Origin of the sequence: Winslowiella toletana, from assembly GCF_032164335.1 — a bacterium.
GTDB lineage: Bacteria > Pseudomonadota > Gammaproteobacteria > Enterobacterales > Enterobacteriaceae > Erwinia > Erwinia toletana_A.
The window spans coordinates 2,548,371-2,566,573 of sequence record NZ_CP134152.1 but is presented as its reverse complement, the minus strand read 5'-3'; the positions used below and the strand labels follow the sequence as shown (position 1 = coordinate 2,566,573).

Sequence of the window (18,203 nt, the reverse complement as noted above, 5' to 3'; positions counted from 1 at the left end):
GACCTGAAAGTCAATCAGGCGCCTGGGTTGTCGGCAAGGGTAAATCAACCGGCCAGCAAAAGCGAACGCTGGCACCGCCAAGCGGGCTGCTGTCAATAATGACATGGCCGCCGAGCGCCAGCGCAATTGAATGCACAATTGCCAGTCCTAAACCGCAACCGCCGGTCGCGCGATCGCGGCTGGGATCGAGACGGACGAAAGGCTCAAACACGCGCTGACGTTCGGCAAGCGGAATGCCGGGGCCATCATCCTCGACCTGTAAACAGGCAATATTGCCATCAAACCATAGCCCGACCCGCAGCTGCCGATCGGCATAGCGCAGCGCATTATTCACCAGATTATCCAGCACCCGTTCCATCAGCCTTGCATCAGCAACGGCGATATTGTCGCGTTCTGGCGTATCCAGGCTGATAAGATGATCAGGATGGAGGATGCGGATATCGTCCAGCCTTTCCTGCAACCAGTGGGCCAGGTCGATTTTCTGCAAATTAAGGCCAACTTCAGGGCGATCGAGCCGTGCGTAGGTCAGCAGCTCTTCAATCAGTGCTTCCAGCTGGCCGATATCGCGGTTCAGCGCAGCAGATTCAGCGTCCGTCAGGTTATCACTCATCTCCAGCCGGTAGCGCAGGCGCACCAGCGGCGTACGCAGCTCGTGAGCAATGCCGTCAATGAGCTGTTTTTTGCTGGCAACCAGCGTATTGATGTTATCTGCCATCTGATTAAAGGCAACGCCAAGGCGTATCAGACTGGACGCGCTGTCAAAATGGATACGCTCATCCAGATGTCCCTGGCCAAAACGCTGAGCGGCTGACTCCAGTTTCAGCATATCTTTCCAGTGCGGTCGCATCCAGATAAACACCGGAAACGCCAGCGACAGGCCAATAAAAGCCAGCAGTGCGATATCCAGCAGGCGCATCTGATGCAAAAAGAACAGGTAGGGAATCGGGCCGACCACCAGTACATAGTGGCTGCGAGGGATATGCTGCAAAAAGCTATATTCATCATCCAGCGTGACGATCTCTCCGGCGCGCAAGCGTCGCATGTCCGCTGGCTCAAGCTTAATCTTATTAAGCGGGCGGATATGCATTTTAAAGGAGAGGTTCAGGTCGAGGTTATTGATGGTCTTATTCCAGTCGCGTGGCGGGATGCCGCGCAACTCGCTGCCCATCAGATACAGCGAGCTTTTCATCAGATCATCCATCGACTGACGGCCGGAGCGCTCTGCGGTGAATTTGTACACCAGGCCTACCAGCAGCGCCATCACCAGAAAGCAGACAAACAGCAGCAGGTAGAACTGGATAAAAAGCTTTCTCATGCGTTGTTAATTTCCCAGGCATGCGGAGCAAACAGATAGCCCTTATTACGGATAGTTTTAATCCGGTAAGGCTCGGTAGCACTGTCATTTAATTTTTTCCGCAGCCGCGAGATGGCGACATCGATACTGCGGTCAAGACCATCATAGCTGACGCCGCGCAGGGTTTTCAGCAGCGCGTCACGATTGAGAGTTTGCCCTGCGTGGGTTGCCAGCTCCCACAGCAGATCGAAGTCGGCAGTGGATAGCGGAATATTTTCGTCAGACAGCGCAACCTGGCGATTAAGCGGGTCGATGAACAGCGTGCCGAAACGCAGTGCTTTATGGCCCGACAGCGCCGGCGCAATCTCTTCATTGCTGTTACCGCCTCCTGACTGCCGCAAATGAAGTCGCAGGCGCGCCAGCAGTACTGCGGGCGGCGTAGTTTTCAGGATATAGTCATTAGCGCCCATCTCCAGCGACAGAATATGGTTCATATCACTGTCGAGTGAGGTGAGCAGTACAATCGGGCCGGACCAGCTGGCACGGAGATCGCGGCACAACGTCATGCCATCTTTACCGGGTAACATGATATCCAGCATCACCAGGTCGGGCCGGTTGGCGGCGATCACCGCTTCTGCGCGATCGCCGCGACTTTCGACTAAGACATCGATACCATGGCGGCCGAGATAAGCGGCGATTAATTCGCCAACGTCCTGATCGTCTTCAACAAATACTATTTTGCTCATCATGCTGTACGTCTGTATGCGGGGGAGAGCAGCATATCCTGTCTTGCGGATAACAACTATGAACCCACGTTAAATAACTCAAGATGTATAGAACTACCCCTACAAAATATGCGATTATATTCCCAGGGCTGTTTTACAGTATTTTCCATCGGGAGGAGAGCGAGGGTGTCTGAGAAAGAACTGGCGTCAGCCGGATACAGTGACCGCATCTGCTTCAATTATATGGATTTTCTCTCCGCCTCGTGCAAGAAACGCTGGAGCTTTGTTGACGCTATTTATGGCGTGCTACCCATCTTTGGGATGGTGACGCGCAATCCCGCTCATCATCAGCCAGCCTCGTCCGAACGGCTGAAAGAATTAGCGTTGCAAATCATTTCAACCCAGGTCAGCGACGAAATTAACATCGCACGGCTGATTACGCTGGCTGAACAGCAGCAGATTAATCAGCTGGATATCCTGTTGCCTTATACACTTTCTGCGCAGCAGCTGGAAACCATTCAGCTGGAATATCGCAAACCGCTCAATCTCACCCAGCATGAAGATCGTCTGAGCATCCATTTTCCAACCACCGCGCATTAACCGAGTGTGAACCTTCAGACTTTTGCCTGAAGGTCCAGTCAGCGCGTTACTTTACCAGCATCCACATCGCCGGTAAGGCCGCCACCATCAGCACAACAATCGCACTGCATTCCACGCGGCTTAAACCCTGCGCTGCGCGTCCACCGCGACGGGCGAACAAAAACAGCAGCAGGCCTGGCGCATACAACACCACTGACAACATTAAGTGTAGCGGACCAGAAGCGTACAGCAGCCATAAGCCATAAATGCAGGCACCCAGCGCCACCAGCGTAATACCCGGTTTATTCAGCTTGCGCGCCACCTGATACAGATAGGCGCCTACCAGGAAATAGGGGACGAGGATCATTTCAGAAGCGATAGTCAGCAGGGTGTTGTAATCGGATTGCGTCAGCCAGATCAGAATCAGACACAGCTGGACGCTGCCGTTGGTCAGCCATAGCGAAGCCGATGGCGCACTGCGTGCATTCTGCTTACTGAGCGAACGCGGAAAAGCCCCCTGTTGCGCGGCAATAAACGGCACTTCAGCCGCCATAATGGTCCAGCTGAGGTAAGCGCCGCACACCGATACAATCAGACCGACGGCGATCACCACATCGCCCCACGAACCGATTAGACGCGTCATAAGACCCGCCATTGAAGGATTGCGCATTTCTGCCAGCTCAGCGCGGGGCACAACACCCAGCGACAGCAGCGTCACCAGCAGATAGACGCACAGCGCGGCAATCACTGCCAGCAGCGTGGCGCGGCCGACATCTTTTTTATTTCGCGCACGGGCAGAAACCACCACCGCGCCTTCGACGCCAATAAACACCCACAGGGTGATTAGCATCGTCTGTTTTACCTGCTCCCAGACCGGTTTACCCAGCGCCACGCCGGTGAAATCAAATTTAAAGCGGTCGAAGTTAAACGCCGCAATTGCCAGTAACACAAACAGGCCGAGCGGCAGTAGCTTACCCAAGGTGGCAACCAGATTAATGCTGGCGGCAGTCTGTACGCCACGCAGTACCAGCCAGTGCACCAGCCACAGCAGAATGGAAGCGCCCAAAACCGCCTGCCAGGTATTGCCGTCGCCAAACACCACCCGATCCGGCGAATCGGTGAAGAAACTCAGGGCTGAGAAGACAATCACCAGATATGAGACGTTGGCAATCACCGCACACAGCCAGTAGCCCCAGGCGGAGCAGAAGCCGACCAGATCGCCAAATCCGGCGCGCGCGTAGGTGAAGATTCCGCCGTCCAGTTCCGGTTTCAGACGCGTCAGTAATAGCATCGCCAACGCGAGAAAAATAATCCCGGTGCCGGTAATCAGCCAGCCAATCAGCAGCGCCGCCGGGCTGGCAACCGCCGCCATATTTTGCGGCAGACTAAAAACGCCAGCACCCAGCATGGAGCTAAGCACCAGAGCGGTGAGGGCGGTTAGACCTAATTTTTTATCCAAGAATGTGTCCTGACTACAGCATAAATAACTAATGGACGGGCTAACGAACGAATTTTACGCAATGAAAGACGAATGTGTTCGACCGAAACCCCTAAAACTGGCGGCCGATTTTACGGAGAGGAAAAGCGGAGTGCAATGACTGACTATGCAAAAACTGCTACAGATTATTCAGAAAGACAGCGGGCAGCAAAATGCTGCCCGAAATGATGCTTATTTGAACAGATCTGCCGAAACGGTGAGGTTACCACCACTCTGGTTCTGCCACTGACGGGTTACATGATAATACTTGGCACCTTTAGCCGCCGCACGCTTGGCCACTTCATGGGAAACTTCAGTTGGGGTACTGAAATGTCCGGTAAAGGTTACCGAGTCAAACGGCTGCATCTGTGCGGCAGTAATGTTGTTCAGCTCCTGAACAGATTTGCCGTCAGACAGTTTAACGGTGTAACGCTGACCGGTTGAGCTTTGCGTCTGGTAGAAATTACCCACCTGATTGCTTGGGGTTTCGGAGGAAGCGACGCCCGGAATTTCGACCTGCTTCGCCGCGGCACCGCCAGCAGCCAGTGCGGCTTTACCGGCCTCAGAGTCGGCAGGGATCAGGTTCGGGCTCTGCACCTGGCGTTTTGCCGCATCGGCTTTATACACATACGCCGTGATGTACTGATTACCGCCATTATTGGCATCAACCTGACGGACGATAAAGAATGATGCGGCACCTTTTTGTTTTGCTGCTTTGGAAATCGCGTCATTGACGTCCGGCTGGCTGCGATAGAAACCGCTAACCGAAACGGTATCGAAAGGTTCCAGCTGGAAAGCTTCGCCTTTTGGCAGCTCTTTCACGCCGTTGAATACGCGGTATTCGGTGGTATTTGCCGCAGCAGGCGCATCGGCGTGATAAAGATCGGCAGTAACGCGCCAGTTGCCGCCATTACCGTTATTATCACTAATGCCCTGGATATAGTAAGAGGCAGCGCCCATTTCGTCGGCGCGTTTGGAGATGGCTGCGCTGGCGTCGTTAATCGCATTAAAACGGCCGTTAATTGAGATTCGATCAAATGGCTTTAACGAGGCCGCTTTTTCTGGCGACAATTCCTCTGCCGCGTAAGCGGATAGTGTCGTGACAGACAACAGGGTCGTCGCCAGAATGGTGTTCTTCAGCTTCATAAAAATAATCCTTCGCCTTACGCAAAAAATGAGTACGAAAACGTGCTGGACTCTTGATGTGTAACAGATTAGCTGTCGATTATTGCATGTAATAATGGCTGCTGTCTCAGGCAATTTATGCCATTTCCTTGCATCGATATCAGGCAATATTCTGTTAAGTCAAAATAAGTATAAAACTGGACGCACAGCGAGTTGTTTACCACTTATGCTGGTTATAGATATTAGTTAATTAGTTAACGCTTTGTTAATTAATGGTTTTTACAGTTAATAAATTTGTTATGAACCGATTTTGCATAGCAGATTATGCGTAATTTACTGTTAAATTCAGTGCCAAAATAGTGTTTTTCCCACTTGTCTCTGAATTTTTATGTGAAAGTGTCAGCTATAGCACGCGGCGAGTGGATCGAGAGACATATTTTCAGTAGGTTATAAATAGTTTGAAACAAGTCAGTTTCGGTCATAAGGGCCGGAGCGAGTGAATACAAACCATCCTGACTCTACCCGGACAGTTAACGTTTAAGGTGTTAATGGCCGAGGAGATAACCGATGAAAGGGAATACTATGTTAATTGGAGTACCGAAAGAGCGGCTGCCCAATGAAGCGCGAGTCGCTGCCACGCCGAAAACCGTCGAGCAGCTGTTAAAACTCGGCTTTACGGTGGCGGTCGAAAGCGGCGCGGGTAAGCTGGCCAGCTTTGATGATGCGGCTTTTGAGGCCGCAGGTGCCAGCATTACCGATGCGGTAAATGTCTGGCAGTCCGATATCGTGCTAAAAGTGAATGCGCCAACCGATGACGAAATTGCGCTGACGCGAGAAGGCAGCACGCTGGTGAGCTTTATCTGGCCTGCGCAAAACCCGGCGCTGCTGGAAAAGCTGGCGGCGCGTAAGGTTACCGTGATGTCGATGGATGCCGTGCCGCGTATTTCACGCGCTCAGTCTCTTGATGCACTCAGCTCGATGGCGAATATTGCCGGTTACCGTGCAATTGTCGAAGCAGCCCATGAGTTTGGTCGTTTCTTTACCGGTCAGATCACTGCAGCAGGCAAAGTACCGCCGGCCAAAGTGATGGTGATCGGAGCGGGCGTTGCCGGGCTGGCGGCGATTGGTGCGGCAGGCAGCCTTGGCGCGATCGTTCGTGCCTTTGATACTCGCCCGGAAGTGAAGGAGCAGGTGCAGAGTATGGGCGCCGAGTTCCTTGAACTGGACTTTGAAGAGGAAGCCGGCAGCGGCGATGGCTATGCCAAAGTGATGTCAGAAGCCTTTATTAAGGCCGAGATGGAACTGTTTGCCGCACAGGCGCAGGAAGTGGACATTATTGTCACCACCGCGCTGATTCCGGGACGTCCGGCACCGAAATTGATCACCCGCGAAATGGTGGCCTCAATGAAACCGGGCAGTGTGATCGTCGATCTGGCAGCACAAACTGGCGGTAACTGTGAGCTGACGGTAGCGGATACCGTGACCACCACCGATAACGGTGTGAAGATTATCGGCTACACCGATTTGCCAAGTCGTCTGCCGACGCAGTCTTCGCAGCTGTACGGAACGAACCTCGTTAACCTGCTGAAACTGCTGTGCAAAGAGAAAAATGGCGAAATCGCCATTGATTTCGATGACGTGGTGGTGCGCGGCGTGACGGTGATTCGTGACGGCGAAGTCACCTGGCCTGCGCCACCGATTCAGGTTTCAGCCGCGCCAAAAGCCGCGCAGCCTGAAGTGAAAACGGCGGCGAAAGAGCCGGAAAAACCCGCCTCACCGCTGCGTAAGTATCTGCTGATTGCGCTGGCTATCGTGCTGTTTGCCTGCCTGGCAAATGTCGCACCGCCGGAGTTCCTGTCGCACTTTACCGTGTTCGCACTCTCTTGTGTGGTCGGCTATTACGTGGTGTGGAATGTCAGCCATGCGTTGCATACTCCGCTGATGTCGGTTACCAATGCGATTTCCGGGATTATCGTGGTCGGCGCGGTGTTGCAGATCGGTCACGGCGGCTGGGTGACGTTCTTCTCCTTTGTGGCGGTGCTGATTGCCAGCATCAATATTTTCGGTGGTTTCACCGTGACTCAGCGCATGCTGAAAATGTTCCGTAAGAACTGAGGACTAACAATATGTCTGGCGGATTAGTGACTGCAGCATACATTGTTGCCGCAATTCTGTTTATTTGCAGCCTTGCCGGGCTGTCAAAGCATGAGACCTCGAAGCGGGGCAATATTTTTGGCATGAGCGGTATGGCTATCGCGCTGATTGCCACCATTCTCGGACCGGATAGCGGCAATGTCGGCTGGATCCTGGTCGCAATGGTGATTGGTGGCACGATTGGTATTCGTCTGGCGAAAAAGGTCGAGATGACTGAGATGCCAGAACTGGTGGCGGTGCTGCACAGCTTTGTCGGTCTTGCTGCGGTATTGGTTGGTTTTAACAGCTACATCGACCATGCGCCTGGCCTGCTGCCGGTGATGGAAAATATCCATCTGACCGAAGTGTTTCTCGGCATCTTTATCGGTGCGGTGACCTTCACCGGCTCGATTGTGGCGTTTGGCAAACTGCGCGGCAAAATCTCATCACGCCCGCTGATGCTGCCGCATCGTCATAAGCTGAATCTGCTGGCGCTGGTGGTGTCGTTCCTGCTGCTGCTGATGTTTGTTCGCTCGGACAGTGTCGGCGTGCAGGTCTTCGCGCTGTTGATCATGACCATTATTGCGCTGGCATTTGGCTGGCACCTGGTGGCTTCTATCGGCGGTGCTGATATGCCGGTAGTGGTATCGATGCTTAACTCTTATTCCGGTTGGGCAGCTGCGGCGGCAGGCTTTATGCTGAGCAACGATCTGCTGATCGTGACCGGTGCGCTGGTCGGTTCCTCCGGTGCAATTCTCTCTTACATTATGTGTAAGGCGATGAACCGCTCATTTATCAGCGTGATTGCTGGTGGCTTCGGTACGGACAGCAGCTCGACGGGTGAAACGGAAGAGGCTGGAGAGCATCGTGAAATCAGTGCGGAAGAGACGGCAGAAATGCTGAAAAACTCCTCATCAGTGATTATTACCCCAGGCTACGGTATGGCGGTGGCGCAGGCGCAGTATCCGGTGGCAGAGATCACCGAGAAGCTGCGCGCTCGCGGTGTGAAGGTGCGTTTCGGTATTCATCCGGTTGCCGGGCGTCTGCCGGGCCATATGAACGTGCTGCTGGCTGAAGCGCGCGTGCCGTATGACGTGGTGCTGGAAATGGATGAGATCAACGACGATTTCGCAGATACCGATACCGTACTGGTGATTGGGGCGAATGACACCGTTAACCCTGCGGCACAGGAAGATCCTCGCAGCCCAATCGCCGGAATGCCGGTGCTGGAAGTGTGGAAAGCGCAGAATGTGGTGGTGTTTAAGCGTTCAATGAATACCGGCTACGCCGGGGTGCAGAACCCGCTGTTCTTCAAAGACAACACCCAGATGTTATTTGGTGATGCCAAAGCCAGCGTGGAAGCCATTCTGAAAGCGCTGTAATAATTTGGCCCCTCTTGTGGTTTGGGAGGGGCTAATATTTGCCCGAGCAATAGGTCATTGTGCCATGCTCACCGCGGTAAATATCCTCTGTCGATCTCCCAACTTATGAATTTTGTGATTGCTGATATCAGGTTAGCGGTTCGGTGGTGGAAAAAAATCAGGGGAAGGGGATTATCAATCGTGCGCAGTTGCTGCATTAAGTTGTCAGGTCAAAAAAAACGGGCCCACAGTGGTCTGTGGGCCCGTCAGATCTATCGGCTACTAACGCTGATGATGAGCTAATGGATGCGGCTGTGTGCGGCGACCCAGCATACCCATTGCACCAGCCAGTACGGCTTCAACAATCAACATAAAGAAGGCGAACCAGCTTGCTTTAGCGGTGGCGGCGGCGGCTTTCTCACCGGCTTCACGCGCTTTTTGCTCAGCTTGCTGTTTCAGTTCTTCATATTTAGCTCGTGCCTGCTGATAACTTTGTTCAGCCTGGTCAACCATCTGCTCAACTTCCTGGTCACTTTTACCGGTACGCGCTTTAATAATATTTTTCAGCGCATCACGGTCGGCGGCCTGGAATGTACTTTCATTGCGATCAATCAGCCCACGAATAAATCCTGCAAGATCGGTATCAGCATTTTGCGGCGCATTGGCCGTAGCTGATGCCTGATTTTGCGCATTATTCACTTCATTCTGTGCTTTATTTTCCAGATTCTCCGGCTGTAACTCGGCTTTACCGCTCTGGCGTAAAGTCGTTTCAAGCTCATTTTGTAAGCTGTCGAGGTTAATATTATTTTCTGCCAGTTTATCTTTAACCATCTGGGTGGCCGGTGGCGCAATGGCTGAAATTCCACTGCCCAGCGTCTGTAAGCCTGAACCGATGATGTTGCCAGCGCCGGTCAAGGTATTATTCACCACCACAATCAGGAACCAGGTGCAGATCAGCGTGTTAACGCCAAACATCAGCAGACCATGCAGCGCGCCTTCACGCTGTGCAAGGCGTCCGCTGGCGTATGCACCGGCAGCGATGGAAATCAGCATACTGGCGCCGGTCCAGATTGCCGCTCCGGTCCCTATACCATCCAGCGGATTTTGCTCTTTCAGGGGATCAATGGTACTGGCACCGATAGCGGTGCCCAGAATCGCCAGTAAAAGATAAACCACCATTGAAATAATGACGCCAGCAAAAATGGCGCTCCAGGAAATACGTTTTAATGGTGTGCCTCTGACCGGTGCAACTAAATTATCATTGTAATTTCCAGTCACGTTAGCTGAGTTTTCATTCATGAGGATATCTCCATTTATCGCCGAAGTTTACTTTTCATAAAACAGCAAAGAAAAGGTGCGATAGCACACTTAACTGAGTTGCATTTCATCTGACCTTTATCAGCCTTTGTAAGATTAGTCTCACTAAGCTGAATGCACCAATAAATATTCAAATAATTTAACTATTGCGCTGCTGGCATAAAAAAATGATTATAAATCAAGGGTAAAGAGAGGCGAGTAGGCGATGAAGGGATAAAATTTATCGGGACATTCCGTAAGGGTATTTCAGAATAAATAAAGCGTTTATTTTTACTGGTAATAAAAAACCGGCTGAGACTTTATCTCTTACCGGTTTTTTGTTTTTAGATTTTATTACCCGAGGGATTGATTCAGGCCGCTTTTGCCTTAATCATCCTCATCATCATCCAGTTCGACTGGGGTAGCAAAACCATCTGGTTTAATCACCAGCAGATCACAGCGCAAGTGGTCGATAACCTGCTCTGCGGTGTTGCCTAAAAAGGCCGCAGAAATGCCGGTGCGCCCGATGGTTCCCAGCACCACTATACCGGCATCCAGATGTTCAGCCAGATCGGGAATAACCTCTTCCGGTAACCCTTTTTCGACGTGGGTGAATCTTTCATCCATAGCAAATTTTTGCCGCAGGGCTTTCATTGCCACCAGGTGCTGCCCACGAATTGCGTCGTTATACACGCTGGGATCAAAATCGGGCAGTTCGATGGCAATATTAATAGGCGTAACCGGATATGCACCCACCAGATGGACCTCGGTGTGGTTAACCATATCCGCCAGTTCGCGGGTTTCTTTTACCAGTTTTTGATTGAGCAAATCGTGATGCGGCTCTTCACTGGCTAAATTGACCGCTACCAGCGCTTTACCTCCCTCAGGCCATGGCTGATCCTTTACCATCCATACCGGGCTTGGACATTTGCGTAACAGATGCCAGTCAGTTGGGGTGAAAATCACCGCTTCCAGCCGATCGTGTTGATGGGCCATTTTCAGTACCAGATCGTGTTTGCTCGTCAGCACTTCCTGGATAATGGCTTCAAACGGACGATTATGCCAGACCACTTTTATCTCGATGTCGACGCCGGCTTCAAGATAAGCATTAGCCTGTTCACGAATCCATTCGGTACGCTGACTGATGACGCCTTTACGCATATTGGTGCGTTCGTCTGGCGACAGCAGGGTAGTCATTTCGTAGGAGAAATCATAAATAGGCAGGAAGGCTTTGATTTTGCCGCCAATCTGTTGATTGAGATACACCGCACGGCGCAGCGCAGGCTGGTCATCCTGTTGAGGATCGATCGCTACAAGGATGTTTTGATACTTAACCATACTGGGGTCTCCTTACACGACGAGGTGTCAGATTAAAGATAGCCCAATAGCGTGCAGGGAAGAAGCAAAAAAGTTGTAGCCGGATCAATAAAATAACAAATATTGATCCGGCGTAAGCTTACAGCAATCAGTGACTCTGACCGGCAAGCTCTGAAAGCAGGTCGTGATTCTCAATGGTGATATATTTGCCTTTAACCGCCAGCATTCCGCTTTTCTGGAAACGGCCGAGTAAACGGCTGATAGTTTCAACGGTTAAACCCAGATAGTTACCGATATCGCCACGGGTCATGGTCAGGCGAAACTCACGCTGTGAGAAGCCGCGCTGGCCAAAACGACGCGACAGGTTCCAGATAAACGCCGCCAGACGCTCTTCGGCATTTTTCTTTGACAGCAGCAGGATCATATCCTGATCGCCTTTGATTTCACCGCTCATCAGACGCATCATCTGTTGACGCAGGCTGGGCATTTTGCCGGAGAGGTCATCAAGAGTTTCAAAAGGAATTTCGCACACCATGGAAGTTTCCAGCGCCTGGGCAAAGCTTGGATGGTGGGCAGAACTGATGGCGTCAAAGCCGACTAAATCTCCGGCAAGATGGAAGCCGGTAATTTGCTCATCGCCTTGTTCAGTAATGGTATAGCTTTTGATCGTACCGGAACGAATGGCGTAGAGAGATTTCAGTTCATCTCCCGCTTTAAACAGCGTCTGACTTTTCTGAATGGGTTTTTTGCGTTCAATGATGTTGTCTAACTGATCCAGCTCGTGTTCATTGAGCGTGAACGGGATACAAAGCTGGCTGATGCTGCAATCCTGACAGTGAATCGCACAGCCACCAGATTGGATTCGACGAACAACGCGTTTTTCTGGAATCATAATATACGCTCTGACGATAATTGATTGCGGTCAATTTTAACATTCTTGAGTTACAAAAAGAAACTCATCTGAGCAGTTTAGGGCACATAAAGATTAGGGATGCGAGCATCCATTCACATCCCGTTGAAAAAACTAGACTATTTTCACATCGCGACGTTTTATCCAGCATTGTTGCTGCTGGATAGTCCTTATCTCTGCCTTTCTGTCTGTTTCTGGCGGCTTGTACTGGTTGGCTTACCCCGTCAGACAGCGTTAACCCACGCGTCAATTGTTGTCCAAATGCGCCGCAAATAAGCTACAGCAGCAAATAACCTTCATGCTTCAGCAACCACTGTTTACGCTGTACTCCGCCGGCATAACCGGTCAGGGTGCCGTTTGCACCGATGACCCGATGGCAGGGCACGACGATACTAATCGGGTTAGAGCCATTCGCTGCTCCAACTGCCCGGGCCGCGCCAGCCCGGCCCAGCATGGCCGCCATTTCGCCATAGCGCAATACGCTGCCACAGGGGATCTCACGTAGCATATTCCATACTGAGCGCTGAAAATCAGTGCCATTCGTCGCCACCGCCAGCTGACGAATCACGGTAAGGTCGCCGTCAAAATAGCGGGTAAGTTGAGCGCTGAGGCCACCCGCGTTCTCCAGCTGGCGCAGACGAAAACCTTGCGTGCCGTAATGAATATTCAGCAGGCGCCGCATACGATCCCGGTACTCTTGCCATTCGACGGCGCGCAGGTTTTGCTGTTCATCACTGATGATGGTCAGCTGTCCAAGTGGGGTCGGGATAGTGTCTTCCAGTAATGTCATCATGATTTTCGAACGGTTATCCATTCCAGGCGATCTGCCCGCTTGGGCATCGTTAGTGAATTTATGCTGCAAATTCCTCACAGCATGCGGGTCGTTGCGACAAGGATTAAATGTCGCGGAAGTCATAGCAACCGATCGGCAACAGAGTTATGTTAGCGACAGTGCAAAGATTTGCCAGTCTGTGATGTGACTGGCAACCCCGTATGGACAACCTCCATACTTGTTACAGTGATTTCTGGCGGAGCAGCAGAATGAAAAATGAAAAGGAAATATCGATTGATGCGTTTACAGACAACGAAAAAATCGCTATCGATCAGCAAGTTAAAACTCTGATTGCTAAATCGGGCCAAACGCCGGGTGAGAAGCAACTGAAGGAGTTTACTAAGGAAGCCAAACGTCTGGTAATGAAAGCGCGGTTGGCAAAAGAAAAAGCCACGCCAGCGAAAACGCCGCGTAAAACCCGGGCAAAAAATCTCAGCGCCAGTGAAGTGGGTGACTTTAACTGGTCTGCCTCGGTCAATCTGGCGACGCGCCGCCGCTAATTATTCTGATACTTTTCCGGCCACCTCAGGGTGGCCTTGCATAAATAATTTTTATCATATTCCTGCCAAAACACCCGCTCAAAAATTCCCTTCTTTAATAATAAAATTAACCATTTATGGCACTGCTATATGACAGTAAAGCTCAGGCTTTTGTTCTCCATATTGAGACTACTATCTCTTTTCAGGCGATTTAATATTGCAAATATGTCATTAGAGACTATCTTAAGTTTAGCTGCCAGTCGCCAGGTTTTAATATTCATTCCTGATTCAAAGAGGGTAGGGTACGCATAAGTGATTACTGTAATGTTATTGCTGATAAACCCCAATGCTCTCAAGTGTTAATACGGTGTGAAGTAATATGAGTGTCATTTATCAGGTGTAGCTTATTGGGTGCAGATATGACGATTTTGTGCAATTTACGCTGAACCAGGTAAGCAGGCTTAAGCATACTCTAATTCAATGGCAGCCGGGAGATCTATCGCTATAAAGCGTCTTGTCTGTTGATATTGTTGAATGCCTGATTCGAATGCCGGGCGTAAATCCTCAATGTTTTATAAACGAATGTAAAGATCTGGTGGGTAAAATATTGCCAGCGGCGCAATTTCATAAGAATATGGCATTGCTTTATCAATTATCAAGCGATGATGATTTTTATCATCCCGTAATCAGGCTCGCAGGTAAAATATAATCACTAACATACTTACCTCGATGCATTCTGAACTAAAGTGCGCCGCGTGAACCTGCCGTAAGAGTTGAAGAAAAATCGCCGTCGCAGAGAAATAGATTAACGTAATAAACCGGTCATCCGGGATCAGTTAAATTTCAATTTTAAAAAACGAGCAATCGAAGAATAACCCGTTATTAACGTAGTTTTATGACAGAAAAGAGAGGTGTTGTATGAAGGCTACAAAATCAGTGTCAGGAAAAATCGTATTCGCTGTAGGTTTATTATTGCTGTCAGTGACAAGCGTTCAGGCTGCTGAGCGGACTCCTGAAGATATGAAATGCGACGAGTTTGTTAACCTGAATCCTAAAGCCATGGCTCCGGTAGCTTTCTGGATGCTGAGCGACAAAACCACTTACAAGGGCGGTGATACGGTCTCTTTGAAAGAGAAAGTTAACGTCAGCGTCCCTCAGATTGTTGATTTTTGTGAAAAAAATAAAGAAAAACCCGTGTATGAGTTCAGAAACAAACTCCAGGACCTGGTGGTGCATTAATCGTGTAAGTCCGGGTTTTATCGCTTAGTCGATGTTTAAGCCTTTAATGCACGGCCCCACGGACAGGGGCCGTACTTATGTGGTCATTAGCTTGCTGAGATATTGTCAGCCAAAACATAATATGCTGAAGAGTTTGTTTATCAGAGGCTGTAAAGGACGTGGTATGAGCGAGGGCGTTTTAGTCAGATAAGAGTGCGGCACGTTATTTTCACTACATCCATAAATCCAGTCTTCATCGCTCACGACAGGCATTAATCGTGGGCCTTTTGCATTTAAAAAATTATTTATTACACGCGGCTGTAAATGAAATCACCAGGCAGATAATAATAATTGATAGAGTTATGATATGAAAAAGAGGAAAAACAGACAGGAGTGACAATAGCAAATCACTCCTGTAAAAAATTTTAATTGACTAATGATGTTGTTTGATTAAAGATGTTTTTTGACTTTTTTCCACTCATCATCAACTTTAGTTTTGAAGCTGGCGCTCTTATCTGCGGTGCACGCCTGGATTACAGCAGGAGTGACAGTTTCAATACCGTCTACATCAAGAACGGCATCTTCAGGTTTATCTTTGCTGTTCAGTGCTTCTGCAAATCCTACTGCTGTTGGCTGGAATGAAGCGTCGAGAGCAAGAAAGTCTTCACAAGTCCACTTATTAACTGGGGTTGAGTGGGTTGCTGCGGATCCAATGGCGGGGATTAATAATGAACCGACAAGAATGATTCCTGATAATTTTTTCATTTAACTATCCTCATTTATACATTTGTGAATTCGAATTTAATTATAACAACGATTTTCGAAATGTGTGTTTTTTTTGAAATTAATGCCGATTAATTTCTTGCCGTTTTAGCTTTTTTGAATAAATCAGAGGGTTGTTGGGGCGCGCGCCCGGATAACATTATTCAGCCAGATGTAAATTTCAGGTGAAATAAAACCTTATAATCACCGGCTTAACCATCAATTAAGATTTTCTTATCAATTGGCATGATCTGATTGCCATCCAGTTTGCCCGCAACCTGCCGGACGTTGGAACATCTATTACCTGTTGCGAAGGTGAAAAGGGCTTGTCGCATCCCGCCAGAAGGTCTATTTTTTTCATTTTAAGCTTATTACCGCCGCCGTATGCTGAGGAGTGACGATGAACCTTGACGATAACGATCTGTTTAAACACGCCATGGAAGATGTCACGCCACTGAAAGAGTGTGCCACGATTCACTGGCTGCACACGCCGGGGACAAAATCCGTGCGTCAGCAACAGCCGGAAACGCCGGATAACTTTCTTATCGAGGGTTTTATCGATGTGATACCACTTGGTCAGCCGCTGGAGTTTACGGCCGAAGGTATTCAGCAGGGGGTGGTCGATAAGCTGCGGCTGGGTAAATATCAGCTGGATGCCAGCCTGAATTTACTCCGCCAGCCGGTAGCGAGTTGTCGCCAGTTGCTGTTTAAATTTATGCTGGAAGCGCGTAAGGAAAATCTGCGCAATCTTTTGATTATCCACGGTAAAGGGCGCGATGACCGCGCACACGCCAATATTATCCGTAGCTATATCGCGCGCTGGTTACAGCAGTTGGACGATGTGCAGGCGTATTGCGTGGCACAACCTCAGCATGGCGGCAGTGGCGCGCTGTACGTCGGCATGCGTAAAACCGAGCAGGCGCGCAACGATAACCGCGAAAGGCATGCTAAACGCAGCCGATAGCAGGCGTCACTGGGATGAATAAGGGTTAACTGCCGTTTTATCACCACAGGAGATATTTTCTCTGGCGTTCACCGTAATGCCAGCATCGCTGACTAGCTAAGATCCGAATCCAGTAAACAGTGTTTTGCTGCCGAGAGGAACTGCTCAGAAATATCATCGCCTTCGGTCGCTCTGGCCAGCATCAGCGCGCCGGTCATCAGCGCAAGCTGGGCAAGATGACGACGGGAAGGCGGATGACTCGGTTCGTTATCCGGCACTGCGGCCAGACGCGCCGCCATTTTCTTGACGCCTGATGTGTAGACTTCCCGCACCGGTTTTTCTGGCGTCTTGCGCAGCACATCTGAAGCCAGTGCGGTAACGGCACATCCGTTGCCTGCATCGTCTCTGTGCACGGGCGAAAGATAGTATTCAACCAGCTGTTGAAAACTGTTTATATCACGTTGTGCAAGCAGTGCACTGGTGTTGGCGAACGCCTGCTGGCAGGCCAGCGCCTCAAGCTCATCTTTAGAGCTGAAATGGCCGTAGAACCCGCCGTGCGTCAGCCCGACAGCCGCCATAATATCGTTAACGCTGACGCCATCAAGTCCACGTTCACGGAACAGCTGCGCAGAAGTTTTGATAATGTTGTCGCGATTGCGCTCCATCTGCTCTTTTGATACCCGACCCATTTTCTCCTCCCTATAAATTTAAAACTGGCGCCCGGTAAAGCCCGTGGCGACGTGATCTTAACATATCCAGCGCCGAACCCCTGTGCTCCGTATCTGAGGGTACGACGGGGACTTATTGCATCAAATGTTGTCTGGCGCAGAGTGACTCAATGATTAATTAAATGTCGATTGACATTTATTATAGATGTCGAGCATCATTTAAAAAACACATTCCGCGTTTTTTTTCATCTGAGGAACAAATATGACTGATAACGTTACCGTTCTGATAACCGGCGCATCCACCGGTATTGGCGCTATATATGCAGATCGCTTTGCCAGCCGTGGACACAACCTGGTTCTGGTTGCGCGCGATGCTGTCCGTCTTGAAGCGCTGGCTAAAAAACTCCAGGCACAGTACGGCGTCGAAGCAGAGATTATTCTGGCTGATCTCACGCAAGCCGGAGAGCTGGACGCGGTGGCTCAGCGTTTGCGTGACGACCGGCGGATTGGCGTTCTGGTTAATAACGCCGGCATGAGCCTGTCAGGCTCTTTTATCAGCCAGACATCGGCTGATATAAACCGCATGGTCGCGCTGAACCTGTCAGCGGCGCTGACCCTTGCACACGCCGTGGCACCGCGCCTTGCGGCGGCGGGAAAGGGCAGCATTATTAATCTTAGTTCGGTGGTCGGTCTGGCACCTGAGTTTGGCATGACGGTTTATGGCGCGACCAAAGCCTTCATTCTATTTTTGTCACAGGGATTGAGTATTGAGTTGGGGCCGCAAGGTGTGTACGTGCAGGCCGTACTGCCGGCCGCTACTCGCACGGAAATCTGGCAGCGTTCAGGGGTGGATGTCAATGCAATGAGTGGCGTGATGGACGCTGACGAGCTGGTTGACGCTGCCCTGGTCGGTTATGACCGTGGCGAGCCGGTTACAATTCCACCTCTTTACGATGAACATCAGTGGACCGTTAATGAGCAATCCCGGCAGGCGATGCTGCCAGGATTTAGCCAGCAGCATCCTGCGCCACGCTATCGCAACAGTTCCGAGTAAACTCCTTTCGCAGCGCCAGCCAGCGAGGCC

General features: G+C 50.5%; 17 protein-coding genes. 7 read left to right on the top strand and 10 right to left on the bottom strand.

Features of this window, described 5'->3' with window-relative positions; genetic code table 11:
- Positions 1 to 10 precede the first annotated feature (10 nt).
- Together rstB and rstA are read right to left on the bottom strand one after the other, a co-directional pair.
- Positions 11 to 1,315: a two-component system sensor histidine kinase RstB gene (gene rstB / locus RIN69_RS12025; RefSeq protein WP_313852076.1), complete on the bottom strand. Its 1,305-nt coding sequence runs from the start codon at positions 1,313 to 1,315 to the stop codon at positions 11 to 13.
- Complete coding sequence (rstA, locus tag RIN69_RS12020) at positions 1,312 to 2,040, bottom strand: two-component system response regulator RstA (RefSeq protein WP_313857728.1); 729 nt, start codon at positions 2,038 to 2,040, stop codon at positions 1,312 to 1,314. Before rstA ends, rstB begins: the two co-directional genes overlap by 4 nt.
- A gap of 165 nt (positions 2,041 to 2,205) precedes the next feature.
- On the opposite strand from rstA, the gene RIN69_RS12015 reads away from it, so the two are divergent.
- The gene (locus RIN69_RS12015; protein ID WP_313852075.1) at positions 2,206 to 2,619 is read left to right on the top strand and encodes a hypothetical protein; all 414 of its coding nucleotides are present in this window, start codon (positions 2,206 to 2,208) and stop codon (positions 2,617 to 2,619) included.
- Positions 2,620 to 2,665: 46 nt separating this feature from the next.
- On the opposite strand, the gene RIN69_RS12010 is transcribed toward RIN69_RS12015, so the two are convergent.
- Together RIN69_RS12010 and ydgH are read right to left on the bottom strand one after the other, a co-directional pair.
- Positions 2,666 to 4,057: an amino acid permease gene (locus RIN69_RS12010; RefSeq protein WP_313852074.1), complete on the bottom strand. Its 1,392-nt coding sequence runs from the start codon at positions 4,055 to 4,057 to the stop codon at positions 2,666 to 2,668.
- Between the two features lie 210 nt (positions 4,058 to 4,267).
- Positions 4,268 to 5,221 carry a DUF1471 family protein YdgH gene (ydgH, locus tag RIN69_RS12005; protein WP_313852073.1) on the bottom strand — a complete coding sequence of 318 codons (954 nt, stop codon included), beginning with the start codon at positions 5,219 to 5,221 and terminating at the stop codon, positions 4,268 to 4,270.
- A gap of 561 nt (positions 5,222 to 5,782) precedes the next feature.
- On the opposite strand from ydgH, the gene pntA reads away from it, so the two are divergent.
- Together pntA and pntB are read left to right on the top strand one after the other, a co-directional pair.
- Complete coding sequence (gene pntA, locus RIN69_RS12000) at positions 5,783 to 7,315, top strand: Re/Si-specific NAD(P)(+) transhydrogenase subunit alpha (RefSeq protein ID WP_313857727.1); 1,533 nt, start codon at positions 5,783 to 5,785, stop codon at positions 7,313 to 7,315.
- A gap of 11 nt (positions 7,316 to 7,326) precedes the next feature.
- The gene (gene pntB, locus RIN69_RS11995) at positions 7,327 to 8,715 is read left to right on the top strand and encodes a Re/Si-specific NAD(P)(+) transhydrogenase subunit beta (protein ID WP_313852072.1); all 1,389 of its coding nucleotides are present in this window, start codon (positions 7,327 to 7,329) and stop codon (positions 8,713 to 8,715) included.
- 261 nt (positions 8,716 to 8,976) lie between these two features.
- On the opposite strand, the gene RIN69_RS11990 is transcribed toward pntB, so the two are convergent.
- The 4 genes from RIN69_RS11990 to ogt all read right to left on the bottom strand — a co-directional run bounded on the left by RIN69_RS11990 (position 8,977) and on the right by ogt (position 13,010).
- Positions 8,977 to 9,993 (bottom strand): hypothetical protein, encoded by a 1,017-nt coding sequence (locus RIN69_RS11990; protein ID WP_313852071.1) that lies wholly within the window; start codon positions 9,991 to 9,993, stop codon positions 8,977 to 8,979.
- Positions 9,994 to 10,377: 384 nt separating this feature from the next.
- Complete coding sequence (gene uspE, locus RIN69_RS11985) at positions 10,378 to 11,328, bottom strand: universal stress protein UspE (RefSeq protein WP_313852070.1); 951 nt, start codon at positions 11,326 to 11,328, stop codon at positions 10,378 to 10,380.
- A 127-nt stretch (positions 11,329 to 11,455) separates the two neighbouring features.
- Positions 11,456 to 12,199, bottom strand: a complete 744-nt coding sequence (locus tag RIN69_RS11980) for an FNR family transcription factor (protein WP_313852068.1) — start codon at positions 12,197 to 12,199, stop codon at positions 11,456 to 11,458.
- 295 nt (positions 12,200 to 12,494) lie between these two features.
- On the bottom strand, positions 12,495 to 13,010 hold the full coding sequence (gene ogt, locus RIN69_RS11975; RefSeq protein ID WP_313857726.1) for a methylated-DNA--[protein]-cysteine S-methyltransferase: 516 nt from the start codon (positions 13,008 to 13,010) through the stop codon (positions 12,495 to 12,497).
- Positions 13,011 to 13,258: 248 nt separating this feature from the next.
- Here ogt and RIN69_RS11970 point away from each other — a divergent pair, with 248 nt between their 5' ends.
- Entirely contained in the window at positions 13,259 to 13,549 is a 291-nt protein-coding gene (locus tag RIN69_RS11970; protein ID WP_313852066.1) for a hypothetical protein, read from the top strand.
- Between the two features lie 897 nt (positions 13,550 to 14,446).
- The gene (locus RIN69_RS11965; protein WP_313852064.1) at positions 14,447 to 14,767 is read left to right on the top strand and encodes an HdeA/HdeB family chaperone; all 321 of its coding nucleotides are present in this window, start codon (positions 14,447 to 14,449) and stop codon (positions 14,765 to 14,767) included.
- 429 nt (positions 14,768 to 15,196) lie between these two features.
- Here RIN69_RS11965 and hdeA read toward each other — a convergent pair whose 3' ends face one another.
- Complete coding sequence (hdeA, locus tag RIN69_RS11960) at positions 15,197 to 15,511, bottom strand: acid-activated periplasmic chaperone HdeA (RefSeq protein WP_313852062.1); 315 nt, start codon at positions 15,509 to 15,511, stop codon at positions 15,197 to 15,199.
- Between the two features lie 397 nt (positions 15,512 to 15,908).
- Between hdeA and smrA the strand changes: the two genes are divergently transcribed.
- Positions 15,909 to 16,472 (top strand): DNA endonuclease SmrA, encoded by a 564-nt coding sequence (gene smrA / locus RIN69_RS11955; RefSeq protein ID WP_313852060.1) that lies wholly within the window; start codon positions 15,909 to 15,911, stop codon positions 16,470 to 16,472.
- A 92-nt stretch (positions 16,473 to 16,564) separates the two neighbouring features.
- Here the strand turns inward: smrA and RIN69_RS11950 are convergent, their stop codons facing one another.
- A complete protein-coding gene (locus tag RIN69_RS11950; RefSeq protein WP_313852058.1) occupies positions 16,565 to 17,140 on the bottom strand; it encodes a TetR/AcrR family transcriptional regulator in 576 nt (191 codons plus the stop codon).
- Positions 17,141 to 17,381: 241 nt separating this feature from the next.
- Between RIN69_RS11950 and RIN69_RS11945 the strand changes: the two genes are divergently transcribed.
- Complete coding sequence (locus RIN69_RS11945; RefSeq protein ID WP_313852056.1) at positions 17,382 to 18,173, top strand: SDR family NAD(P)-dependent oxidoreductase; 792 nt, start codon at positions 17,382 to 17,384, stop codon at positions 18,171 to 18,173.
- Positions 18,174 to 18,203: the final 30 nt, after the last annotated feature.